The sequence below is a fragment of the Streptomyces ossamyceticus genome, from assembly GCF_001418475.1.
Classification (GTDB): domain Bacteria; phylum Actinomycetota; class Actinomycetes; order Streptomycetales; family Streptomycetaceae; genus Streptomyces; species Streptomyces ossamyceticus.
Window position 1 is genome coordinate 17,609 of record NZ_LIQX01000034.1, and the last position, 23,380, is coordinate 40,988.

The window sequence follows — 23,380 nt, forward strand, 5'->3', positions numbered from 1 at the left end:
GACGGCGATCAACGACATGACCAGGACGGGCAGCCCGAGACAACGGAGCGCCGGTGCCGCGAGGAGCACACCGGCCGAGGGCAGACGGGGGCTTACAGGTGCACGACCGGGCAGGTCAGCGTGCGGGTGATGCCGTCCACTTGCTGGACTTTGGCGACCACCAGCCGGCCGAGATCATCCACGGTGTCGGCCTGGGCGCGGACGATGACGTCATAGGGACCCGTCACGTCCTCGGCCTGGATGACCCCAGGGATCTTGCTGATCGTGTCGGCGACGGTCGACGCTTTGCCGACCTCCGTCTGGATCAGGATGTACGCCTGTACCACGGAACCTCCAGGGCGGCCACGAGGATCATGTGGGGAAAAGGAACGCCACGGTATCGCGTAGTCGCGCGTCGCGGGGAGACCCGCACATGCCGCGCCGCGCACACCGGGGCGCGGGGAGTGCGGAAGTTGACGGTCGACTCGACCGTACCGAGGGCGAGGACCGCTCGCGACCGGGCGCGAGTGACACTGGAAGCGGCACAAGAAGGGGCGATACGACGATGAAGGGCACCGTGGGAGAGCTGGGGGAGTTCGGGCTCATCAGGGAGCTCACCTCCCGGCTCACCACCACCCCGGCGGTCCGGGTCGGCCCCGGCGACGACGCCGCCGTGGTGGCCGCGCCGGACCGCCGGGTCGTGGCGAGCACCGACCTCCTGTTGGAGGGGCGGCACTTCCGCCGCGACTGGTCCACGGCGTACGACGTCGGGCGCAAGGCGGCCGCCCAGAACCTCGCGGACATCGCCGCCATGGGCGCGGTGCCCACCGCGCTGCTCCTCGGCCTGGTCGCGCCCGTCGACCTCCCGGTGACCTGGGCGACCGAGCTGATGGACGGCCTGCGCGACGAGTGCCAGGTCGCGGGGGCGGCCGTCGTGGGCGGGGACGTCGTCCGCGGCGACACCATCATGATCTCCATCACCGCGCTCGGTGATCTCCGCAACCACGAGCCCGTGACCAGGGGCGGGGCACAGCCCGGCGATGTCGTGGCCGTCACCGGCTGGCTCGGCTGGTCCGCCGCCGGGCACGCGGTCCTCTCCCGCGGCTTCCGCTCGCCGCGCGCCTTCGTGGAGGCCCACCGGCGCCCCGAGCCGCCGTACCACGCGGGTCCCGCCGCGGCCGACCTGGGCGCGACCGCGATGTGCGATGTGAGCGACGGGCTGATCGCGGACCTCGGGCACATCGCCGAGGCCAGTAACTGCCGGATCGACATCCGTTCCGGCGCCATCGACATCCCGTCCCAGATGAACGACATCGGGCAGGCCGTCGGTGTCGACCCCATCCAGTGGGTGCTCACCGGTGGCGAGGACCACGCCATAGTGGCGACGTTCCCGCCGGACGTGAAGCTGCCGGCCCGCTGGAAGGTGATCGGCGAGGTCCTCAACCCGTCGGCGCTGCCGCAGGTCACCGTGGACGGGGCGCCCTGGACCAGCAAGGGCGGCTGGGACCACTTCGCGGACATAGAGTCGTGACCGGGGCACCGGGCGCGCCGCCCAGGGTGCTCACGGTCGCCGGCTCCGACTCCGGGGGCGGGGCGGGCATCCAGGCCGACCTCAAGACCATGCTGGCGCTCGGTGTGCACGGCATGAGCGTCGTCACGGCGGTCACCGCGCAGAACTCCCTCGGGGTGCAGGGCGCTTGGGAACTGCCGGTGGAGGCCGTCCGCGCCCAGTACCGCAGTGTCGTCGACGACATCGGTGTGGAGGCCGTCAAGACCGGCATGCTCGCCTCCGCCGAACTCGTCGAGACTGTCGCCGAGTTGCTCGCCGCCACGGACGCGCCCGTGGTCGTCGACCCGGTCGGCGTGTCCAAGCACGGTGATCCGCTGCTCGCCGCGACGGCCCTGGACTCCGTCCGTGAGCGGCTGCTGCCCACGGCGACCGTCGCCACCCCCAACCTCGACGAGGTCGCCCAACTCACCGGGGTGCGCGTCGAGTCGGAGGCCGGGATGCGCGAGGCCGCTCAGGCCGTGCTGGCGTACGGGCCACGGTGGGTGGTGATCAAGGGCGGGCATCTCTCGGGGGACGCCGTCGACCTGCTCAGCGACGGCTCCGAGGAGCACTGGCTGCGGGCACCGAGGTACGACAACCGGCACACGCACGGCACGGGCTGCACGCTGGCCTCCGCGATCGCCGCGCGTCTCGCGCAGGGGCTGACCGTGCCGGAGGCCGTGGCGGCGGCCAAGGAGTACGTCACCGGGGCGATCGCCGCCGGGTTCGCCCTCGGCGGCGGCATCGGGCCTGTGGATCACGGGTGGGCGCTCACACGGGGTGGTCCGGCCGTCTGACGGGGGCCGACCCTTCGGTGGGGCCTTCGGCGAGCCCCGGGGAGAGAAGGCCGGAAGGCCGGCATCGGTCGCATCGGTCGGGTCGCGCGCGTCGGCATGCCTGCGGCCCGGCCCCTCGTGGGCGCGGCCCGCTGTCGCGTCCGCAAGGGCCGGGCACGACGGACGGGCTGGTCTCGCGAGGCGGGCTGGACTCACGCGAAAGGCGGGTCACGCGAAGGGCGGGCCGCCGCCCGGAAGACGCGCTGGTCTCGCGAGCGGGCACGGCAAAAAGCCGGCCCACCAAAGGTGGACCGGCTCTGTGCAGCGAACCAGCAGGTGGCCGCGCGCTAGCTGAGCGTCAGCGCGAGACCTTGCCGGCCTTGATGCACGAGGTGCAAGCGTTCACGCGCTTCGGCGTCCCGCCCACCACGGTACGCACACGCTGGATGTTCGGGTTCCAGCGGCGGGACGTACGGCGGTGCGAGTGCGAGATGTTGTTGCCGAAGCCCGGCCCCTTGCCGCAGACGTCGCAGTTGGCAGCCACGGGTCACTCCAAAGACTTCAGATGCACTTACGGTTGATCCCGGCATGCCGGGATCACAATCCCGAGACCGGGATCCGAGTGGCGTTGCCAGGGGGAAGGCCCGGTCTGGATCGGTGATCTGGATCGGGCAACCGGAGCAGCATACAACGACTGCGTCCGTACAACGAAACTACCATGGCTGGTCGGGGCCTCGCCCCGGCCCTCTTACCGGCGGTCACGGCTGCGGGTCTACGCTGCGTGCGGCGTGCGGCGTACCCCCCGGCGCCCGTCCAGCAGCCAAGCAGCTCAAGGAGGCGCAGGTGCCGCAGGTGCCGCAGACATTCTTCGATGCTCTCGCGGTGCGCACCTGGTGCGGCCTCGCGCTGGCCGCCCTGGGGCGGGCCCGTGAGGAGATCGACGCGATCAACGTCTACCCGGTGGCCGACGGCGACACCGGGACGAACCTCTACCTGACGATGGAGTCGGCGGCGGCCGCCGTGGAGGCGGTGTTCGCGGGCCACGAGACGGGCGCGGCGCCCGGCTCGCCCGCCGCCGGGCAGCCCACGCTCGCCGAGGCCGCGCGGGCCATGGCGCACGGCGCGCTCATAGGCGCCCGGGGCAACTCCGGGACGATCCTCGCGCAACTCCTGCGCGGGATGGCCCAGGTGCTCGCGCACGACAGTGAGGCCGCTCACACCGACGGCCAGGGGCTCCGTCTCGCTCTCCGCCACGCCGCCGACTCCGCACGGGAGGCCGTCGCGCACCCGGTGGAGGGCACCGTCCTCACAGTGGCCTCCGCGGCCGCCGAAGCGGTGGTGGCCGCCGAGGGCGACTGCGGCACGGTGGCCCGCGCCGCGTACGAGGGCGCCGGTACGGCCCTGCTGGCGACCCCCGGGCAACTGGCGGCGCTGGCCCGCGCGGGCGTCGTGGACGCGGGCGGGCGCGGACTGGTGGCGGTGCTGGCCGCGCTGGTGGAGACGTTCACGGGGGAGACCCCGAGGGCGCACGCCTACGCCGCCCTCGTCGCTTCACCCGACCTCCCGCCCACGCACGCGCGCGTGGCGGGGGCCGGCCCCCGCGACGACGGCACCGGCGGGGCCGATGCGATGCGCGACGCGGAAGGTGTCGGGCCGGAGGTGTGCGCCGACGACCGGCCGGGCACCGGTGGGCCGGCCTTCGAGGTGATCTACCTCCTGGAGGCGGACGACGAGGCCGTGGCCCGGTTGCGCGGCAGGCTGGACGGGCTGGGCGACTCGCTCGTCGTGGTCGGCGGGGACGGCCTGTGGAACGTCCATGTGCACGTCGACGACGCGGGCGCCGCCGTGGAGGCGGGGGTCGAGGCCGGGCGGCCGTACCGGATCCGGATCACGCACTTCGGGGCCGAGGACGCGCATGTGGCCGGCGGGGCCGGACGGCAGCCCCGTGAGCGGGCCCAGCGCGCCGTGGTGGCCGTCGTACCGGGGGAGGGTCTGGCGGGGCTGTACTCGGAGGCGGGCGCGACCACGGTGCTGGCCCGCCCCGGGGAGCCGCCCGCGAGCGGGGAGCTGGTGGAGGCGGTACGGCGGGCCCACGCGCGCGAGGTGGTGCTCCTGCCCAACGACGCGGATCTGCGCCACACGGCGGCCGCGGCGGCGGAACAGGCCCGCGCCGAGGGCGTACGGGTGGCGTTGATCCCGACGCGGTCGGCCGTCCAGGGCATCGCCGCCCTCGCCGTGCACGAGCCCGGCCGCCGCTTCGACGAGGACGTGGTCTCCATGACCTCCGCGGCGGGCGCCACGCGCTACGCCGAGGTCGTCATCGCCGAGCGCCAGTCCTGGACCATGGCCGGCATCTGCCAGGCCGGCGACGTCCTCGGTCTCATCGACGGGGACGTGGCCGTCATCGGCGACGACGTCACCGCGACCGCCACCAGGGTCGTCGACCGCATGCTCGCAGCCGGCGGCGAAATGGTCACCCTGGTCCTCGGCGACGAGGCCCCCACCGACATCGCCGACCACGTGGAAACCCGACTCCGCGAGTCCCACCTGGGCGTGGACACGGTGGTCTACCGAGGCGGCCACCAGGGCACGCTCCTGCTGATCGGCGTCGAATAGCTCCGGGGGGCCAGAGTCTGAAGGGCGGCGGGAACCGCCCGTCCTTCAGGGGCGCGGGGAACTGCGCGAGGAACCACGACGCACCCGCACTCGCCACACCCCAGGCGCCCCCGAGCCATCAGGCGCCGACGCGGGGTCGAAGGGGCGGCAGCCCCTGGAGGACGGGGATGGGTAGGGGCGGCGGGGGCGAGACCCGTGAGGCCCGCCCCCAACCCGCTGAGCCCTACCTGTCGCCCGGGCCTTCCACCAGCCCCAGCATCCGCTCCGCCTCGGCACGACGCGCGACCGCCGTCTCGTCCTCCTGGCTGCCGGCGCCGCCACCGTCGCCGTCGGCGCCGCCGACTCCGTCGCCACCGCCGTACGCGGCCAACACACTCCGCGCCCGCCCCGCCGCGTCGGCCGCCCTCCGAAGGTCCGCCTCCAGCCACCCGGCCGCGAGTTCCGCGCCGGTCCGCGCGTCGAGGAAGTCGGCCCCCAGGGAGCCGTACACCGCCACCGCCCGCTCGACGAGCGTCAGCGCCTCCTCGAACACCGCCCGGTACGCGTCGAGTTCGGCGTCCTCGGCGACGGAGCGGGCGAGCAGGTCGCCGAACTGCCGGTACGTCTCGCCGAGTTCCGCGTGGATCCGCAGCCGGTTCTCCTCGCCGGTCACATCCGACAGGGCCGCCTCGCACCCGGCCACCGCGTCACCCATCAACTCCCTGGCGGCGTCGAGCCCCGTACCCTCCTGCGCCGCGTACCAGGCCCGCGCCCGCAGCGCCCGCACATACCCGTGGACGTTGCCCAGCTCTCCCCACAGGGTGCCCGCGCGCTCGTACGCCCGGTCCGCCTCGGCGGGCAGCCCCGCGCGGGCGAGGGCCTCCGCGGCGAGGTGCGCGAGCACGGCGTGGTCGCGCTGCTCGGGCCAGTGCCGGGTGATGTCGGCGGCCCGCAGCCACCGGTCGGCCGCCTCACGGTGCTCGCCCATCTCGGTGTGGCAGTCGCCGAGCCACCACAGGGTCTGGGCTACGGCCCCGTCCCCGTGGATCTCGGCGGTCAGGTCCAGCAGGGCCGACTCCAGCACCTCCGCGGCCTCCGCCCACCGCCCCTGCCGCAGCAGGAACCCGCCGAGCAGATGCCGGGCCCAGGAGCCGAGCGTCCGGCTCTCACCGGCCTCGTCGGCCCAGTGTGCCGCCTCCAGCGCGTGCGCGGCGCCCGGCTCGACCCGGTCGGCGGCCCCGAGGAGCTCGGCCAGCTGGACATGGAGCTGAGCGTGGCCCATCGGCTCCAGATCCGTACCGCCGTGCTCCAGCGCCGCGCCGGCCGCCCGCTCGGCCCGCTCCAGATCCCCGAGCTGCTGCGCGAGCCCGGCCAGCCGGGCCTCGTACTGCACCGCGAACCAGGGCGCCCCGGCCGTCACATAGCGTTCCGCGGCCTCCTCGAACAGCGCGGCGGCGGTCTCCGCGTCCCCGCCGCGCTCGGCCAGCTCCCCGAGCATGGCCCGCGCCTCCGCGGCCCGCGAGGCCAGCCGCACGTCCTGCTCACGGCGCGGTTCGACGAACTCCGCCAGCTCCCGCACGGCGGCCTCGGCGGCGGGCACCGCGCTCTCGTCCGGGTCCGCCTCCTCCAGCCGCTGCATGAGTATCCGGGCCCGCCCCACCAGCACGGACGCCGTCTGCCGAAGCCCCGTGGCGCCGCCCGCGTGGAGCGCGAGGACCTTCTCGTACGGCTCGGACAGCAGCTCCAGCGCTTCCTCGGTGTGCCCGTTCAAGGCGTGGACCGTCGCTCCGCGCGCGCGTGCCGCGAGCGCCTCGCCCAGGTCACCGGCCTCCTCGTACAGCTCGGCCGCGTGCTCGAACAGGGTGCGTCCCTCGGGCCCGAGGCCGATCGCCCGGTGGTCGACGATCTCCGCCCTGTCATGGGCGTCCAATTCCGCGCCGTCCGCCTCGGCGGCCCGCGCCACCGCGGCCCACGCGCCCACGGAGTCCGGATGCAGGGACTCGGAGAGCCGCCGCGCCTCGGCGAGGAGCGCGGGCAGGTCGTCCCGCGCCGGTGCCGCCTCGGCGCGCTCCACGGCCAGGGGCTGCCGGGGCGCCGGGACCGTGCGCGTCGCCCGCACGCCCAGCGGCAGCCGGTCCACGAGCGGTGGCTGGTCCATGCGCTCCCGGACGTGGGTGCTGACGTACGCCGTGCCGTTGCGCTCGTCGAACCGGGCGGCCAGGGACAGTGCCTCCGCGCGCGCGTGTGCGGCCAGTTCGGCGGCCGTCCAGGTACGGCCGGCGGGACCCGGGACCGTCTGATCGGCGAAGCCACGGCTGACCAGGCGGTCCATGAGGAGCGCCACCACGGCCGCGAAGTCCGCTTTGCTGCGCGGGTCCCCGGAGTCCGTGAAGTACGCCGGCCGCTCGGCGAGCAGCTCAAGACCGCGGGCCTCGTTGCCGGTCAGGGCGCAGAACTCCACGTGGTCCGCGTACGCGCCGCGCATGCTCTCCATGGCCCGCACCAGCCGGAAACCGCGCAGATGGTGGGCGCGCGCCTCGTCCGGGCGGCCCAGCCGCAGCAGCGGCAGCAGGGAGGACGCCAGAGCGGTGTGCGGTTCGTGGGCGCAGGTGTACTCGCCCTCCAGGACCGGCGCCCACAGCCGCAGCGCCTCGGCGTCGCGCCGCTGCCGCGCCTGCCACCAGCCCTGGCCGTGCAGCTCGCACGCGTGGCAGTCGGCCATGCTGTCCCGGTCGGCCGCCAGCCACGCCTCGTACGCCCGCTCGGCCCGCGCCAGGTCACCGACGTGCGCGGCCACACTGAACTCGGCGCTGCGCACAGCCCGTTCCGAGTGCCCGGCGAGCCGGTAGCGGTGCTCCATCTCGCCGAGCCACTTCTCGATCGAGGCGAGCGGCACATGCGGCTGGTTGAGCATGCCGGCCGACATCCACTTGAACACCCAGTGCAGCGAGTGGACCTCGTACTCGTCGAAGTCCTCGGGGCGCTCGTCCCACATGCGCAGCAGGCGCGCGAAGGGGACGAACATCTTGTCCTTCTCGGAGCTGTAGTTGTAGACCTTCAGCTGGTGCCCGAGCGCCTCGATCACGGCGAGCGGGATGTTCAGCTTCTCGGCCTCGGCGAGCAGCCGCTCCGCGCGCGCGTTGCGGGCGGGGCCCTCCGGCTGCTCGTAGTTCTCCGCCATGGCCCGGCGCAGTTCGTCGAAGTCCATGACGTCCCTCACGGTCGGCCGCCCTCCCCGGGCCCGCTCTCGCTGTGCGTGGCCCACTCCAGGAGGCCTATGAACGCGCGGTTCAGGAGCGCCGAGTCCGCCGGCCTGAGCGGTCGCTGCGCCATCAGCAGGGCCTGCCCGTACAGGGACTCGGTGGCGGTCCCGATCAGCTCGGGATCGCGCAGGGCACCGATCCGCCGGACGAGCGGGTTGAGGTGGTTCAGCACCAGCCGCGCGCGCGGGGCGCTGCCGCGCAGCGAGCCGAGGATGCCCGCCCACAGATCGTCGGCCTGCTCCTCGGCCTCCGCGCGGGCCTGCTCGTGCCGGGAGGAACGGTCGTCCAGGTGCAGCGCGGGCACCGACAGCGGATGGAACGCCCGCAGCACGACATCGCAACCCAGGGGGTCGAGCTTCGCCCGCGCGGCCGACAGGAAGCCCGCCAGCGCCAGCTCCTCGTCCGGGTCGGGCGCGTCCAGATGCGCGGTCACCGTGTCGGCGTCCAACTCGGCGACCATCGTGCCCGGCCGCACCGACGGCAGTGCCTCGACCAGCTCGCTGTCGTACGTGTAACCGCCGTTGATCACCCCGACGCCCTGCGCGGAGGCGATCGGCGCGACCTGGCGGTACTCCTCCACCGTCCGCGTGAAGTGCACCACCGGGTGCCGCTGCGCGAACTCCTCCAGGGACAGCCGCCCGTCGGTCGTCTCGAAGGGCAGCCACGGCAGCATCGTGCGCAGCATCTCCTTGTCGTGCCGCGCCAGGGACTTCACTCCCAGGTAGTGCACCGAGAGGAAGGCCGCCAGCCGCTCCGGATCACCCGCGGCGAGACCGGTCAGCCACCCGCGGATCCGCTCGCCCAGCGCCTCCCGGACGGCAGCGAGGGTCTCGTCCTCGTACAGCGACTCACGGGACGCCGTGGGCCGCAGACTGTCCGTGTCGAGCACACAGCGCACGAAGAACGCCCACTCCGGCAGCAGCTGTTCGGCCCGCTCCGTGAGCAGCATGCCCTTCAGGTGCACCCGGTGGCCCACCCGCTGCGCCGGGCTGACCGCGGACGGCAGCACGTAGGCCACGCCCCGCACCCCGGCCAGCGGCACGTCCAGCTCGATCGCGTCCAACGGGGTGAACCCGAACAGGTCGTGGCAGTGCCGCGCGAGAGCCACCCGCCGGGTGGCGGGGGAGGGGTACGGGCGGTCCCAGGGCGCCGGCAGATCCGTGACGGCCTCCTCGCCGACCCGCACGTCGTACGGCAGCAGCGAGCCGAAGTCCCGCGCCAGCGACAGCACGCGCGTGTGCGAGAGCCACTCCGCCGCTCCCGGCCGCGCGACCAGATGCACGGTCGTCCCCGGCTCGGGGCGCGCCTCGTCCGGCAGCGTCCGCACCGTGTACGAGCCGTCGTCGGTCGCCGTCCACTCCACGGGCGCCGCGTCCGGTGTACGGGCGCTGCGGCTGACGACCCGGATGCGCTCGGCGACCACGAAGCACGCCAGCAATCCGATGCCGAACTGCCCGAGGAAGTCCGAGCGGACCTCCTGCAGCCCGTCGGCCCGCTTGGAGCTGCGGCCGATCGTCGCGAGGAGACTGTGCACGTCGGACTCGGTGAGCCCCACGCCGGAGTCCTCCACCCGCAGCGCGCCGCCCTCGGCGAACAGCCGCACCCGGGCGGGCGCGTCGGGTTCCTCGGCCCGCCGCGCGGTGATCGCGTCCACCGCGTTCTGCAGCAGCTCGCGCAGGTAGACCTTCGGACTGGAATAGAGGTGGTGCGAGAGCAGATCCACCAGGCCACGCAGATCGACCTGGAACGTGTGAGGTGACTGTGGAGTCCGGGATGCCTGGGATGACTGTGAGGTCATTGAGTCCATCGTCGCAGCGCCGGTGGGGTGGGGGTCGGGCGACGGCGCGGGGTAGGGCGGTCCCACGAGACGGTGACCGCGGACGGGAGGCGGCACGGGCCTTCGCTACAGGCCCGGGAGTGCGCCATCCTAGGCGCGAACGACCCGCCTGACCAGCGGATTTCAAGGACGTATACGGGATTGTCAGTGCAGTGGTGTGCAATGGATCTCGTGCCCGCGCTCGAAGAACCGCTCAAGAACACGCTCGGCGCCGCCACCGCGAAGGTGATGGCCGAGCACCTCGGCCTGCACACCGTCGGAGACCTGCTGCACCACTATCCCCGCAGGTACGAGGAGCGTGGGCAGCTCACCCACCTCGCCGACCTGCCCATGGACGAGCACGTCACGGTGGTCGCCCAGGTCGCCGACGCCCGCCTGCACACCTTCGCCTCCGCCAAGGCCCCCCGCGGCAAGGGCCAGCGCCTCGAGGTCACGATCACCGACGGCAGCGGCCGCCTCCAGCTGGTCTTCTTCGGCAACGGCGTGCACAAGCCCCACAAGGAGCTCCTCCCCGGCACCCGCGCCCTCTTCGCCGGCAAGGTCTCCGTCTTCAACCGCCGCCTCCAGCTGGCCCACCCGGCGTACGAACTGCTGCGCGGCGAAGACGTGTCGGAGACGGTCGACAGCTGGGCGGGCGCCCTCATCCCGATCTACCCGGCCACCGCCAAGCTGGAGTCCTGGAAGATCGCCAAGGCGGTGCAGACGGTCCTGCCGAGCGCCCAGGAGGCCGTGGACCCCCTCCCCGAGTCCCTGCGCGCGGGCCGGGGCCTGGTCCCCCTCCCCGAAGCCCTGCTGAAGATCCACCGTCCCCACACCAAGGCGGACATCGAGTCCGCCCGGGACCGCCTCAAGTGGGACGAGGCCTTCGTCCTCCAGGTCGCCCTCGCCCGCCGCCGGCACGCCGACGCCCAACTGCCCGCCGTGGCCCGCCGCCCCACCCCGGACGGCCTCCTCACCGCCTTCGACGCCCGCCTCCCGTTCACCCTGACCGAGGGCCAGCAGAAGGTCTCCCGCGAGATCTTCGACGACCTCGCCACCGAACACCCGATGCACCGGCTGCTCCAGGGAGAGGTGGGCTCCGGGAAAGCCCAGCCCCTCGATTCATTGGTCCTGACGCCTTCGGGATTCCGGCGCATGGGCGACCTCTCGCCGCGGGACGAGGTGATCGTGCCCACCGGCGAGATCGCCCTCGTGGACGGTGTCTTTCCCCAGGGAGAGCGTGATGTGTGGCGCGTCGTACTCTCCGACGGAAGCTCCGTGGAATGCGATGACGAGCACCTCTGGATCGTCGGCACCAGTTGCGGATGGCACCGCAGGCAAGCACCCAAGGTGATGACCACACGGGAGATCCGCCAGGACCTTCACAAGGCCAATGGTTCATCGAAGTGGTACATCCCTTCAGCGACCCCGGTCGACCTCGGAGACGACTCTGCGCTGCCTCTCGATCCCTACCTGTTCGGCCTGCTTCTGGGAGACGGTTCCTTCCGCCACAATCTGCGCGTGTCCACCGTCGACCCCGAGATCCACGATGCCGTGGCGACGTCCGTGGCACCGGAATGCCGACTCGTGCCCGTCGCGGGTTCCCGCTGCGACTACACGATTCAGCCGACGCGGCGCCTGGGTGGCGCCCGCAACCCCGTGATCCAGACGCTGCGGGACCTTGGCCTGTGGGGCGTGACGGCTCACGGCAAATTCGTCCCCGAAGTGTTCAAGAACTCGTCGATCAAGAACCGCCTCGCATTGCTGCAGGGGCTCCTGGACACCGACGGCACCGTGGATGGGAACGGGCTGAGCGTCTCGCTCTGTTCTACCTCTCGCAGACTCGCGGAGGACGTCGCGTGGCTCGTACGGTCGCTCGGCGGCCGCGCCCGAGTGCTGCCGCAGAAAGCCGCCTTCAATGTCTCGGTGGCCCTTCCCGACGTGTTTCCTCCGTTCCGGCTGACCCGAAAAGCCGAACGAACTCGTCCTCGGCCGAAGTACAACACATTCCGGCGAGGCATCCGCGATGTCGAATACGTGGGACGAAAGCCCGTCCAGTGCATCAGCGTCGCCCATCCCAGCCACGCGTACATCACGGACCACTTCACTGTCACCCACAACACGATGGTGGCCCTGCGCGCCATGCTCGCCGTGGTGGACGCCGGTGGGCAGGCGGCCATGCTCGCGCCGACCGAGGTGCTCGCCCAGCAGCACCACCGGTCGGTGACGGAGATGATGGGCGAACTGGCCGAGGGCGGCATGCTGGGCGGCGCCGAACACGCCACCAAGGTCGTGCTGCTCACCGGTTCCATGGGCGCGGCGGCCCGCCGTCAGGCGCTCCTCGACCTGGTCACCGGCGAGGCCGGCATCGTCATCGGCACCCATGCGCTGATCGAGGACAAGGTGCAGTTCCACGACCTGGGCCTGGTCGTCGTCGACGAACAGCACCGCTTCGGCGTGGAGCAGCGCGACGCTCTGCGCGGCAAGGGCAAGCAGCCGCCGCACCTCCTCGTCATGACGGCCACGCCCATCCCGCGCACCGTCGCGATGACCGTCTTCGGCGACCTGGAGACCTCGGTCCTCGACCAACTCCCCGCGGGCCGCTCGCCGATCGCCAGCCATGTCGTCCCCGCCGCCGACAAACCGCACTTCCTCGCCCGCGCCTGGGAGCGGGTCCGCGAGGAGGTGGAGAACGGCCACCAGGCGTACATCGTCTGCCCCCGCATCGGCGACGACATCGACGAACAGACCGGCCCCGGGAAGAGCAAGAAGTCCCCGGAGGACGAGGCGGAGAAGCGGCCGCCGCTCGCCGTCCTCGACATCGCCGACCAGCTCGCCCAGGGCCCCCTGCGCGGCCTCCAGGTGGAGGTCCTGCACGGCCGTATGCACCCGGACGACAAGGACGCGGTCATGCGCCGCTTCGCCGCCGGCGAGACCAAGGTCCTGGTGGCGACCACGGTCATCGAGGTCGGCGTCAACGTCCCGAACGCCACGGCGATGGTCATCATGGACGCCGACCGCTTCGGCGTCTCCCAGCTCCACCAGCTCCGCGGCCGCGTCGGCCGGGGGTCCGCCCCTGGTCTCTGCCTCCTGGTCACGGAGATGCCCGAGGCCAGCGCAGCCCGCCAGCGCCTGGGCGCCGTCGCCTCCACCCTCGACGGTTTCGAACTCTCCCGCATCGACCTCGAACAGCGCCGCGAGGGCGACGTCCTCGGCCAGGCCCAGTCCGGCGCCCGCACCAGCCTGCGGATGCTCACCGTCATCGACGACGAGGAGATCATCACGGAGGCGAGGGAGGAGGCGGCGTCGGTGGTGGCCGCCGACCCGGAGCTGGAGTCCTTCCCGGGCCTGAGGACGGCCTTGGACGCCCTCCTGGACGAGGAGAGGGAGCAGTACCTGGAGAAGGGCTGAGGAGAGGGCCGCACGCGCAGGGCCGGTGCCGCGTGTGACCTCGCCCCCTCCCCGTACCGGTGGCACGCGCCCGTGCCTCCCCGCCTGACAGACTGGAGTCGTAGCCGTCCCCTCCTCCAAGGACCCAAGATGACCCGCGTGATCGCCGGCGCAGCCGGCGGACGCCGCCTGGCCGTCCCGCCAGGGAACGGCACCCGCCCCACCTCCGATCGCGCACGCGAGGGCCTCTTCTCCACGTGGCAGGCCCTCCTCGGCGGCCCCCTCGACGGCGAACGCGTCCTGGACCTCTACGCCGGCTCCGGAGCCGTGGGCCTGGAGGCCCTCTCCCGCGGCGCCGCCCACACCCTCCTCGTCGAGGCCGACGCCCGCGCCGCCCGGACGGTCCGCGACAACGTCCGGACGCTCGGCCTCCCCGGCGCCGAGGTGAGGTCGGGCAAAGCGGAACAGATCATCCAGGGCCCCGCGCCCCAGGAGCCGTACGACATCGTCTTCCTCGACCCTCCGTACGCCGTCCCGGACGACGATCTTCGGGAGATCCTGCTCACACTCCGTACGGGAGGCTGGCTCGCCGAGGAAGCGCTCGTCACCGTGGAGCGCAGCACCAGAGGCGGTGAATTCGCCTGGCCGACCGGTTTCGAAGCGCTCCGGGCCCGTCGTTACGGCGAGGGAACGTTTTGGTACGGTCGCGCCGCCTCTACGTGCGAAGACGCACGATGACCGGACCGGAGAGCGAGGGATCCCAAGTGCGCCGCGCCGTCTGTCCCGGGTCGTTCGACCCCATCACCAATGGACACCTCGACATCATTGGCCGCGCCTCCAAGCTGTACGACGAGGTCTATGTCGCGGTGATGATCAACAAGTCCAAGAAGGGCCTGTTCGAGGTGGAGGAGCGGATCGACCTCATCCGCGAGGTCACCGCCGAGTACGCGAACGTACGGGTCGAGGCCTTCCACGGCCTTCTCGTCGACTTCTGCAAGCAGCGCGACATCCCCGCCATCGTCAAGGGCCTGCGCGCGGTCAGCGACTTCGACTACGAGCTGCAGATGGCCCAGATGAACATCGGCCTCTCGGGCATCGAGACCCTTTTCGTCCCCACCAACCCCACCTACAGCTTCCTGTCGTCCTCGCTGGTCAAGGAGGTCGCCACCTGGGGCGGCGACGTCTCCCACCTGGTGCCCCCCGTCGTCCTCGAAGCCCTGACCGAACGCCTGCGTCGCGACTAGAGCACCCCGTCGCGGGGCCCGTTCGCGGGGCCCGCGCGGACTCGCTCGCGCCACCCGGTGTCCGGTGGTCCTCCACTGGCCGTACAGTCGATCCGACCGTCTCCAACACAGCTGTAGAGAGTGGCGAGCACACGGTGGACGTGCAGAAGAAGCTCGACGAGATCGTCTCGGTGGTCTCCGGCGCCCGATCCATGCCCATGTCGGCCTCGTGCGTGGTCAACCGCGCCGAACTGCTCTCACTGCTGGAGGAGCTGCGCGCGGCCCTGCCCGACTCCCTCGCCCAGGCGCAGGAGTTGATCGGGGACCGCGACCACATGGTCGAGCGGGCCCGCCAGGAGGCCGAGCGGATCATCGAGTCGGCCCACGCCGAGCGCGGCTCCCTGATCTCCGACACCGAGGTCGCCCGCCGCTCCCAGAACGAGGCCGACCGCATCCTCACCGAGGCCCGCCAGGAGGCCGAGGACGTCCGCGCCGAGGCCGACGACTACGTCGACTCCAAGCTCGCCAACTTCGAGGTCGTCCTCACCAAGACCCTCGGCTCGGTCGGCCGCGGCCGCGAGAAGCTCCTCGGCACCGGCCCCGGCCTGGACGAGCAGGGCTACGAGGACGAGGACGCCCCCGAGCGCAGCCACGACCCCGAGACCCTGCGCCGCGACGCCGACGCCTACGTCGACGCCAAGCTCGGCGCCTTCGAGGCCGTCCTCGCCAAGACCCTGGAGGCCGTCGGCCGCGGCCGGCAGAAGCTCCACGGCCGGATCGCCACCGACGACCTCGGCGCCCTCGCCCTGAACGACGACGGCACCTCCCCGAGGCCCACCAGCGACGCCGACTACCTGGCCGAACTGGCCGCCCTCTCCCCGAGCCCCGCCGACCCGTCCCGCGCGGTTCCGGAGCAGTCGTCGTACGCCCCGCAGCAGGACGCGTACGGGGCGACGGCCTACCAGCAGGGCCAGTACGGCAGCTACCAGCAGCAGTACGCGCAGCCCCAGCAGGCAGCGGACCCCTACGGCTACCAGCAGGCCGACCCGTACGCCGTGGGCTACCCGCAGCAGCCGTCGTACGACCCGAACCAGCAGCACCTGGACCAGCAGCAGTTGGATCAGCAGCACCAGGACCAGCAGGGTCACCAGGGGTACGCGCAGCCCCCGGGGAACGCGCTCGACGAGACGAGTCTCTTCGACACCACGATGATCACCGCGGAGCAGTTGCGGCGCTACGAGCAGGGCCGCTGACAGCGGATTGGGCCGATAGCGAAAGGTCCAGTATCCTGGCTCTTCGGTCGCGCGTGCGTTCATGCTGTCCGCAGAAGACGCCCGCGATCGTGCGCTGCCCGGAACACCGGGGCGGCGCCCTCCCCCGGATTCGAAGATCGAAAGTTGACATGGCTCTGAACGCCCGTCTCGACCACCGCAACCCCCTCGTGTTCGACACGCACGAGCTGGGCCGGCGGCCGGGTGCGATGCAGCGCCTGACGCGTTCGGTCGACGCTCCCAAGGATCTGGGGATCAAGAGCGTCATCGGAGTGCCGGAAGGCGCCCCGGTGGAACTCGAACTCCGCCTGGAGTCGGTCTTGGAAGGGGTGCTCGTCACAGGCACCGCCCGTGCCAAGGCCCGGGGGGAGTGCGTAAGGTGTCTGGAGCCGCTGGAGCTGGAGCTCGAAGCGGACTTCCAGGAGATGTTCTCGTACCCCGACGCCGACGAGCGGGGCCGCGTGATCGCGGAGCCCGACACCGACGCCGAGGACGACGAGGACAGGCTCTTCCTCGAGGACGGCCTGTTCGACCTCGAGCCCGTGCTGCGGGACGCGGTGGTGCTCGCACTGCCGATGCAGCCGGTGTGCCAGGACGACTGCCCCGGCCTGTGCTCCGAATGCGGAGCGCGGCTCGCGGACGACCCGGACCACCACCATGACGCCGTCGACATCCGTTGGGCGGCACTGCAGGGACTCGCCGGTTCACTCGAAGATGGCGAGAAGGACGAGATGAGCGGCGGCGCGACTCAGTCAGCACGCGCCGACGAGAAGCAGGAGAAGTAGCCGTGGCTGTTCCGAAGCGGAAGATGTCGCGCAGCAACACGCGCCACCGCCGGTCGCAGTGGAAGGCTGCGGTCCCCACCCTGGTTGCGTGCGAGCGCTGCCACGAGCCCAAGCAGCAGCACATCGCGTGCCCGTCTTGCGGCACCTACAACAAGCGCCAGGTCCTCGAGGTCTGAGCGGCTGGTGAGAGGCTCCATGTCTGACGCCAAGGCGGAGACCACCGCCAAGAAAAAGGCGGACACCACAGCCTCGTCCCACACGCTTCTGGAAGGGCGGCTCGGCTACAAGCTCGAGTCCGCCCTTCTGGTGCGCGCACTCACCCACCGTTCCTACGCGTACGAGAACGGCGGTCTGCCCACCAACGAGCGGCTGGAGTTCCTCGGTGACTCCGTCCTCGGCCTCGTGGTCACGGACACGCTGTACCGCACCCACCCCGACCTGCCCGAAGGCCAGCTGGCCAAGTTGCGGGCCGCGGTGGTCAACTCTCGTGCGCTGGCGGAGGTGGGCCGTGGGCTCGACCTCGGCTCCTTCATCCGGCTCGGCCGCGGTGAAGAGGGCACAGGCGGCCGGGACAAGGCGTCCATCCTCGCCGACACCCTCGAAGCGGTGATCGGTGCGGTCTATCTCGATCAGGGACTGGACTCGGCGGCGGAGCTGGTGCACCGCCTGTTCGACCCGCTGATCGAGAAGTCCTCGAACCTCGGTGCCGGCCTGGACTGGAAGACCAGTCTCCAGGAGCTCACCGCGACCGAAGGGCTCGGCGTACCCGAGTACCTGGTCACGGAGACCGGCCCCGACCACGAGAAGACCTTCACAGCTGCCGCCCGCGTCGGAGGCGTCTCGTACGGCACCGGCACCGGCCGCAGCAAGAAGGAAGCGGAGCAGCAGGCGGCCGAGTCCGCCTGGCGTGCGATCCGCGCCGCGGCGGACGAGCGGGCCAAGGCGGCGGCCGAGGCCACAGAGGCCGCGGAGGCCGCCGCGCGGGCCGCCGAGACCGAGGGCGCGCCCTCGGACGCCGCGTCGGCCTGACAGTTCGGTGCCCCCTCTTCGGGGGCTGCCGCCCCCGTACCCCCGCTGGGGGTGAGGGGGCGGCTTCCGTACGTCGTCTCGTGCGACCTGTCTCTGGGCTGGTCGCGCAGTTCCCCGCGCCCCTAAAGAGCCAGGGGTCACCCCGTGTTTCAGGGGCGCGGGGAACTGCGCGAGCAACCACAGAGCACCCGCAGCCGCCCCACGACAACAACCCACCCTCTCTCGGCTCATCCTCCGGAGGACCCCGTGCCAGAACTGCCCGAGGTCGAGGTCGTCCGGCGGGGACTGCAGCGGTGGGTCGCCCAGCGCACCGTCGCCGACGTCGAGGTGCTGCACCCGCGGGCGATCCGGAGGCATCTGGCCGGGCCCGAGGACTTCGCGCACCGGCTCAAGGGGCACCGCATCGGTGAGCCGAGCCGGCGCGGCAAGTACCTGTGGCTGCCCGTGGCGGACACCGGGACCGCCGTTCTCGCGCACCTCGGCATGAGCGGCCAACTGCTCGTGCAACCGCACGACGCGGCCGACGAGAAGCACCTCAGGATCCGGGTCCGCTTCGCGGACGACCTGGGCACCGAACTCCGCTTCGTCGACCAACGCACCTTCGGCGGCCTGTCGTTGCACGACACCGCCCCCGACGGTCTGCCGGACGTCATCGCGCACATCGCCCGCGACCCCCTGGACCCGCTGTTCGACGCGGAGGGGTTCCACCAGGCACTGCGCCGCAAGCGCACCACCATCAAACGGGCCCTGCTCGACCAGTCGTTGATCAGCGGCGTCGGCAACATCTACGCCGACGAGGCGCTGTGGCGCGCCCGGATCCACTACGAACGCCCGACCGCCGGCTTCACCCGCCCCCGCACCACCGAACTCCTCGGCCACGTACGGGACGTGATGAACGCGGCCCTCTCGGTGGGGGGCACGAGCTTCGACAGCCTCTACGTCAACGTCAACGGCGAGTCGGGGTACTTCGACCGCTCCCTGGACGCGTACGGGCGTGAGGGACTGCCCTGCCGCCGCTGTGGCACACCGATGCGGCGGCGGCCCTGGATGAACCGCTCCAGCTACTTCTGCCCGACGTGTCAGCGGGCCCCGCGGGCCTCGTCGTAGCGCGCCCGGGCCCGCAGCACGTCCTCCATACGCTCCTCCACGCAGACGATGAGGGAGAGCAGCCGCTCGGAGACCTCGTGGCCGAGCGGAGTGAGGGTGTAGTCGACGCGCGGCGGGTTCGTGGGCTGCGCCTCACGGTGGACCAGCCCGTCGCGCTCCAGCGCGTGCAGGGTCTGGGAGAGCATCTTCTCGCTGACGCCGTCGACACGCCGCCGCAGCTCGTTGAAACGCAGCGACCCCTCGTGCAGCGCGCCCAGCGTCAGCGCGCCCCAGCGGCCGGTGACGTGCTCCAGGGTGCCCCGGGAGGGACAGTTCCTGGCGAAGACGTCGAAAGCCAGGTCGTCGAAGTCCCGGTCGTCCGCATCCGCGGAGGCCTGCGCGGGCGTCACGGCGGTCTGCGCGGCTGATTCCATGCCCCGAGAATACTCCGAAGCAGCGCTAACCATAAGGTTGCACTAACTCATGGTTAGCGCCTGCTGGGCCCGTGGAGGCGGGAGAGCGGGGCCCGGAAGCCCTTTCCCAGGGTCGGTTCAGTAGCCGAAGTCCTGGGTCCACCACGGGCCGCCGTCGCCCAGGTGCACTCCCACGCCCAGCGTCTTGAAGTCGCAGTTCAGGATGTTCGCGCGGTGGCCGGGGCTGTTCATCCAGGCCTCCATGACCGCCTCGGCGGTGGCCTGGCCGCGGGCTATGTTCTCGCCGCCGAGGCCGGTGATCCCGAGGGCCGCGGCACGGTCCCAGGGGTCCTTGCCGTCGGGGTCGGTGTGGTCGAAGAAGCTGCGCAGGGCCATGTCCTCGCTGAACACCTCGGCCAGCTTCGCCAGCGAGCTGTCCGCCGCGACCGGGTTGCAGCCCGCCTTCGCGCGCTCCTCGTTCACCAGCTGGAGGACGGCCGCCTCGGCCTGGGTCGCCGCGGAGATCTGCCCCGGAGGAGTGCCCTTCTCCTCCTTCTGCTTGGGAGGCTTGGCGGACGGCTCCTTGGTCTTCTCGGAGCCCGACTCCTTCTCCGGCTTCTTCTCGGGCTTCTCGGACGGCTTCTTGGACGGGGCCGGGGTCGCCGACGGAGAGGCCTCGCGCTCGGCGTCGCGGCTCGTGGACTGGTCCTCGCGCTGCTGCGCGGCGCCGTCCGCGCCGCCCTGCTGGGCGGGCGCACCCGTGGGTGACCCGGCGGGCACCACGGCGTCGGGGCTGCTGCCACCGCTGACGGTGTACTTGTCGCCGCCCGGCAGGACCCCGGTGGCCACCGCGGCGGTGCCGATCGCGACGGCCGCGGAGACGCCCAGCAAGCCCGTCTTCACAGGCGTGACGGTCCTCTTCTTACGACGACGCGAACCGCCCCCGCGCGACGCGGCCTGGGCGTCGGCCTCCAGGAACTCGGCGAACCCGTACAGGTTCTCGGGCCCGTAGTGCGGCTCCTCGGCGGCGAAGCCCGTGTTCGTGACCCCGGTGGCGCGGCCCCTGGCGGCGCGGCCGGCGGCGGAGCGTCGGTGGCGTCCCATGTCCTGGCCTTCCTCGTCCTTGCGGTGTCCCTGCGTCAACGTTGGGGGGTGCTGTCAACGTTGTGATCGTCGTCTTCACGAATCTCACACGAAGGAGTGAGTTTCATATGAGATTCATTGGGTGGGGACGGTACAGCATGGCGCCAGGGGAGGGTGAGACCCAGGAGACATTGGCCCGTTAGCGTGCACTCATGAGCGAGGATGTGCGACTGGTCGCGTGGGTGCGCGGACGGGTACAAGGTGTGGGTTTCCGCTGGTTCACCCGGGCCAGGGCCCTGGAGATCGGGGGCCTGAGTGGTTTTGCTCTCAATTTGGCCGACGGGCGGGTGCAGGTGGTCGCCGAGGGCTCTCGCGGAGCGTGTCAAGGGCTGCTGGAGTGGCTCCAGAGTGACGACACGCCCGGGCGCGTGGACGGCGTCACCGAGATCTGGGACACACCCCGCGGTGGCTATGACGGCTTCGCCATCCGCTGACGCCGACTGCGAAGCGCGGTGAACGCGAGGGGCAGGGTGCGCCACGGGCATATGCCAGGTGCATGTACAGAACAGAAATGTGCAGGTGGTTGCCAAGAAGGTGCCGTCATGGCAAGCTCCGCGACAAGGATGATCCCCTCGCCCCCACGGCCAGGAGAGGCCCCGGAACCGCCGCAGCGCCGCCCGTTCAGGGCCGCGCGCCACCGGGATGCCCGCCAATACGGGGCGTGATCGTGTTGACCGTCAAACTTTTTGGTGAGACGCTGAAAGCCCCGCGCACCTTAGCTGTTTGGCATGGAGAACGGCAGCAAAAACTCAACAGTGCCAAGCACCACGGGTGCGATTCCCTCACGACCCACACCGCTTCGGTCGGTCACTCAGTGTGGAGGACCATCCATCATGGCAAAGGCGCTTCTCGGTTACGTCGGCGGCTCCGACCCGCGACTCCTCGCCGAGATGCGACGGCTCCAGCAGCGTGTCCAGGACCTGGAATCCGAGCTCGTACGGATCCAGGCCGAGAACGACGCGCTGACGGCTGCCGCTTCTCACGACTCGCTTATGGAGAGCATCGACGCACACCAGGCGGAGCCTGCGCTCACCTGATCACTGCATCGCATCGCACGACTACGACAGCAGTGGTTGGGCTGCCCGTATCAACCGCTAAGTTGTCAGATCTGCAAGGGACGCCTTCCTGAGGCGTCCCTTCTTTCTTCCCCCGCGCTTCCCCTACGCTTCAAAGTTGTCCCACCCTCTTAACGTCTGATGTGCCCTGCGTGTTCATGGGCGAAACCGCGCGCTCATGGAGTGAGACAAGGCCGAGAGGTAAAGTCCAGCGCCGTGCACCTCAAGGCCCTGACCCTCCGCGGGTTCAAGTCGTTCGCCTCGGCCACCACGCTCCGGTTCGAGCCGGGCATCACGTGCGTCGTCGGGCCGAACGGTTCGGGCAAGTCCAACGTCGTGGACGCGCTCAGCTGGGTCATGGGCGAGCAGGGCGCGAAGTCGCTGCGCGGCGGCAAGATGGAGGACGTCATCTTCGCCGGCACCACCGGGCGGCCCCCGCTCGGCCGCGCCGAGGTGTCCCTGACCATCGACAACTCCGACGGGGCCCTGCCCATCGAGTACTCCGAGGTCACCATCACGCGGATCATGTTCCGCAACGGCGGCAGCGAGTACCAGATCAACGGCGACACCTGCCGGCTCCTCGACATCCAGGAACTGCTGTCCGACTCCGGCATCGGCCGCGAGATGCACGTCATCGTCGGCCAGGGTCAGCTCGACTCGGTGCTGCACGCCGACCCCATGGGCCGCCGCGCCTTCATCGAGGAGGCCGCCGGCGTCCTCAAGCACCGCAAGCGCAAGGAGAAGGCGCTGCGGAAGCTGGACGCCATGCAGGCCAACCTGGCCCGCGTCCAGGACCTCACCGACGAACTCCGCCGCCAGCTCAAGCCCCTCGGCCGTCAGGCCGCCGTCGCCCGCCGAGCCGCCGTCATCCAGGCCGACCTCCGCGACGCCCGTCTCCGACTCCTCGCCGACGACCTCGTCCGGCTGCGCCAGGCGCTCAGCAACGAGATCGCCGACGAGGCCGCGCTCAAGCAGCGCAAGGAGGCCGCCGAGACGGAGCTGAAGAAGGCGCTCCAGCGCGAGGCGGTCCTGGAGGACGAGGTGCGCCGGCTCACCCCGCGCCTCCAGCGGGCCCAGGAGACCTGGTACGAGCTGTCGCAGCTCGCCGAGCGGGTGCGCGGCACGATCTCCCTCGCCGACGCCCGCGTCAAGAGTGCCACCTCCGCCCCGCCCGAGGAGCGGCGCGGCCGCGATCCCGAGGATATGGAGCGCGAGGCCGCCCGGATCCGGGAGCAGGAGGCCGAACTCGAAGCAGCCCTCGAAGCCGCCGAGCGGGCCCTGGAAGACACGGTCGCCCACCGGGCCGACCTGGAGCGGGAGCTGGCCCTGGAGGAACGGCGCCTGAAGGACGTCGCCCGCTCCATCGCCGACCGCCGCGAGAGCCTCGCCCGCCTCGGCGGCCAGGTCAACGCCGCCCGCTCCCGCGCCGCCTCCGCCCGCGCCGAGATCGACCGGCTCGCCGCCGCCCGCGACGAGGCACAGGACCGCGCCGTCGCCGCCCAGGAGGAGTACGAGGCACTGAAGGCCGAGGTCGACGGCCTCGACGCCGACGACACCGAGCTGGCCGAGCGGCACGAGGCCGCCAAGCGGGCCCTCGCCGACGCGGAGTCCGCCCTCACCGCCGCCCGCGAGGCGACCACCACCGCCGAGCGCCGCCGCGCCGCTACCCAGGCCCGCCATGAGGCCCTCGCCCTGGGCCTGCGCCGCAAGGACGGCACGGGCGCCCTGCTCGCCGCGAAGGACCGGCTCGGCGGTCTGCTGGGGCCGGCCGCGGAACTGCTGACCGTGACGCCCGGCCACGAGGTCGCCCTGGCGGCCGCGTTCGGCGCGGCGGCCGACGCGATCGCCGTGACCAGCCCCGTCGCGGCCGCCGAGGCCATCCGGCTGCTCCGCAAGCAGGACGCGGGCCGCGCCTCCCTGCTGCTGGCGGGAGCACTGGAGGACCCCTCGGCCGAGAGGGGCGACAGCCCGGCCGGCCCCGGCACACCCGTGGACCCCGTCCGTCCC

The 23,380-nt window shown here is 71.8% G+C and carries 20 protein-coding genes; 14 read left to right on the forward strand and 6 right to left on the reverse strand.

The features are described from left to right. Window positions 1–92: 92 nt before the first annotated feature. On the reverse strand, window positions 93–326 hold the full coding sequence (locus AOK15_RS03345) for an Lrp/AsnC family transcriptional regulator (RefSeq protein WP_055512560.1): 234 nt from the start codon (window positions 324–326) through the stop codon (window positions 93–95). 218 nt (window positions 327–544) lie between these two features. On the opposite strand from AOK15_RS03345, the gene AOK15_RS03350 reads away from it, so the two are divergent. Further along, a complete protein-coding gene (locus AOK15_RS03350; protein ID WP_055512562.1) occupies window positions 545–1,510 on the forward strand; it encodes a thiamine-phosphate kinase in 966 nt (321 codons plus the stop codon). Beyond that, window positions 1,507–2,325, forward strand: a complete 819-nt coding sequence (thiD, locus tag AOK15_RS03355) for a bifunctional hydroxymethylpyrimidine kinase/phosphomethylpyrimidine kinase (protein ID WP_055512564.1) — start codon at window positions 1,507–1,509, stop codon at window positions 2,323–2,325. The genes AOK15_RS03350 and thiD overlap by 4 nt, the downstream gene beginning before the upstream one ends. 337 nt (window positions 2,326–2,662) lie before the next feature. On the opposite strand, the gene rpmB is transcribed toward thiD, so the two are convergent. Continuing rightward, the gene (gene rpmB, locus AOK15_RS03360) at window positions 2,663–2,848 is read right to left on the reverse strand and encodes a 50S ribosomal protein L28 (protein ID WP_003993230.1); all 186 of its coding nucleotides are present in this window, start codon (window positions 2,846–2,848) and stop codon (window positions 2,663–2,665) included. Window positions 2,849–3,147: 299 nt separating this feature from the next. Here rpmB and AOK15_RS03365 point away from each other — a divergent pair, with 299 nt between their 5' ends. Next, window positions 3,148–4,920 carry a DAK2 domain-containing protein gene (locus AOK15_RS03365; protein ID WP_055512566.1) on the forward strand — a complete coding sequence of 591 codons (1,773 nt, stop codon included), beginning with the start codon at window positions 3,148–3,150 and terminating at the stop codon, window positions 4,918–4,920. A gap of 223 nt (window positions 4,921–5,143) precedes the next feature. On the opposite strand, the gene AOK15_RS03370 is transcribed toward AOK15_RS03365, so the two are convergent. After that, entirely contained in the window at window positions 5,144–8,107 is a 2,964-nt protein-coding gene (locus tag AOK15_RS03370; protein ID WP_055512590.1) for a hypothetical protein, read from the reverse strand. 8 nt (window positions 8,108–8,115) lie between these two features. After that, entirely contained in the window at window positions 8,116–9,969 is a 1,854-nt protein-coding gene (locus AOK15_RS03375) for an HSP90 family protein (protein WP_185093548.1), read from the reverse strand. Between the two features lie 192 nt (window positions 9,970–10,161). Here AOK15_RS03375 and AOK15_RS03380 point away from each other — a divergent pair, with 192 nt between their 5' ends. The 8 genes from AOK15_RS03380 to mutM all read left to right on the forward strand — a co-directional run bounded on the left by AOK15_RS03380 (window position 10,162) and on the right by mutM (window position 18,783). Next, window positions 10,162–13,389 carry a helicase-related protein gene (locus AOK15_RS03380; RefSeq protein WP_055512570.1) on the forward strand — a complete coding sequence of 1,076 codons (3,228 nt, stop codon included), beginning with the start codon at window positions 10,162–10,164 and terminating at the stop codon, window positions 13,387–13,389. Window positions 13,390–13,473: 84 nt separating this feature from the next. Next, a complete protein-coding gene (gene rsmD / locus AOK15_RS03385) occupies window positions 13,474–14,106 on the forward strand; it encodes a 16S rRNA (guanine(966)-N(2))-methyltransferase RsmD (protein ID WP_257234816.1) in 633 nt (210 codons plus the stop codon). A 26-nt stretch (window positions 14,107–14,132) separates the two neighbouring features. Then, the gene (gene coaD, locus AOK15_RS03390) at window positions 14,133–14,612 is read left to right on the forward strand and encodes a pantetheine-phosphate adenylyltransferase (RefSeq protein WP_055512574.1); all 480 of its coding nucleotides are present in this window, start codon (window positions 14,133–14,135) and stop codon (window positions 14,610–14,612) included. Between the two features lie 134 nt (window positions 14,613–14,746). Beyond that, entirely contained in the window at window positions 14,747–15,844 is a 1,098-nt protein-coding gene (locus tag AOK15_RS03395) for an ATP synthase subunit B family protein (protein WP_055512576.1), read from the forward strand. A gap of 149 nt (window positions 15,845–15,993) precedes the next feature. Then, window positions 15,994–16,647 (forward strand): YceD family protein, encoded by a 654-nt coding sequence (locus AOK15_RS03400; protein WP_055512578.1) that lies wholly within the window; start codon window positions 15,994–15,996, stop codon window positions 16,645–16,647. A gap of 2 nt (window positions 16,648–16,649) precedes the next feature. Further along, window positions 16,650–16,823, forward strand: coding sequence for a 50S ribosomal protein L32 (gene rpmF / locus AOK15_RS03405; RefSeq protein ID WP_003951102.1), 174 nt, complete (start codon window positions 16,650–16,652; stop codon window positions 16,821–16,823). 19 nt (window positions 16,824–16,842) lie between these two features. Beyond that, window positions 16,843–17,676: a ribonuclease III gene (gene rnc / locus AOK15_RS03410; RefSeq protein ID WP_055512580.1), complete on the forward strand. Its 834-nt coding sequence runs from the start codon at window positions 16,843–16,845 to the stop codon at window positions 17,674–17,676. A 246-nt stretch (window positions 17,677–17,922) separates the two neighbouring features. Continuing rightward, window positions 17,923–18,783, forward strand: coding sequence for a bifunctional DNA-formamidopyrimidine glycosylase/DNA-(apurinic or apyrimidinic site) lyase (mutM, locus tag AOK15_RS03415; protein ID WP_055512582.1), 861 nt, complete (start codon window positions 17,923–17,925; stop codon window positions 18,781–18,783). Here the strand turns inward: mutM and AOK15_RS03420 are convergent. Next, window positions 18,756–19,196: a winged helix-turn-helix transcriptional regulator gene (locus AOK15_RS03420; RefSeq protein WP_055512584.1), complete on the reverse strand. Its 441-nt coding sequence runs from the start codon at window positions 19,194–19,196 to the stop codon at window positions 18,756–18,758. The genes mutM and AOK15_RS03420 overlap by 28 nt on opposite strands. A 117-nt stretch (window positions 19,197–19,313) precedes the next feature. Beyond that, complete coding sequence (locus tag AOK15_RS03425) at window positions 19,314–20,279, reverse strand: CAP domain-containing protein (protein ID WP_055512586.1); 966 nt, start codon at window positions 20,277–20,279, stop codon at window positions 19,314–19,316. Window positions 20,280–20,470: 191 nt separating this feature from the next. Between AOK15_RS03425 and AOK15_RS03430 the strand changes: the two genes are divergently transcribed. From AOK15_RS03430 to AOK15_RS03440, 3 genes are all read left to right on the forward strand, one after another. Further along, window positions 20,471–20,752, forward strand: a complete 282-nt coding sequence (locus tag AOK15_RS03430) for an acylphosphatase (protein WP_055512588.1) — start codon at window positions 20,471–20,473, stop codon at window positions 20,750–20,752. A 399-nt stretch (window positions 20,753–21,151) separates the two neighbouring features. Next, the gene (locus AOK15_RS03435) at window positions 21,152–21,355 is read left to right on the forward strand and encodes a hypothetical protein (RefSeq protein WP_009327638.1); all 204 of its coding nucleotides are present in this window, start codon (window positions 21,152–21,154) and stop codon (window positions 21,353–21,355) included. Window positions 21,356–21,589: 234 nt separating this feature from the next. Further along, a partial coding sequence (locus AOK15_RS03440) for a chromosome segregation SMC family protein (RefSeq protein WP_157870151.1) occupies window positions 21,590–23,380 on the forward strand: 1,791 nt, incomplete at its 3' end.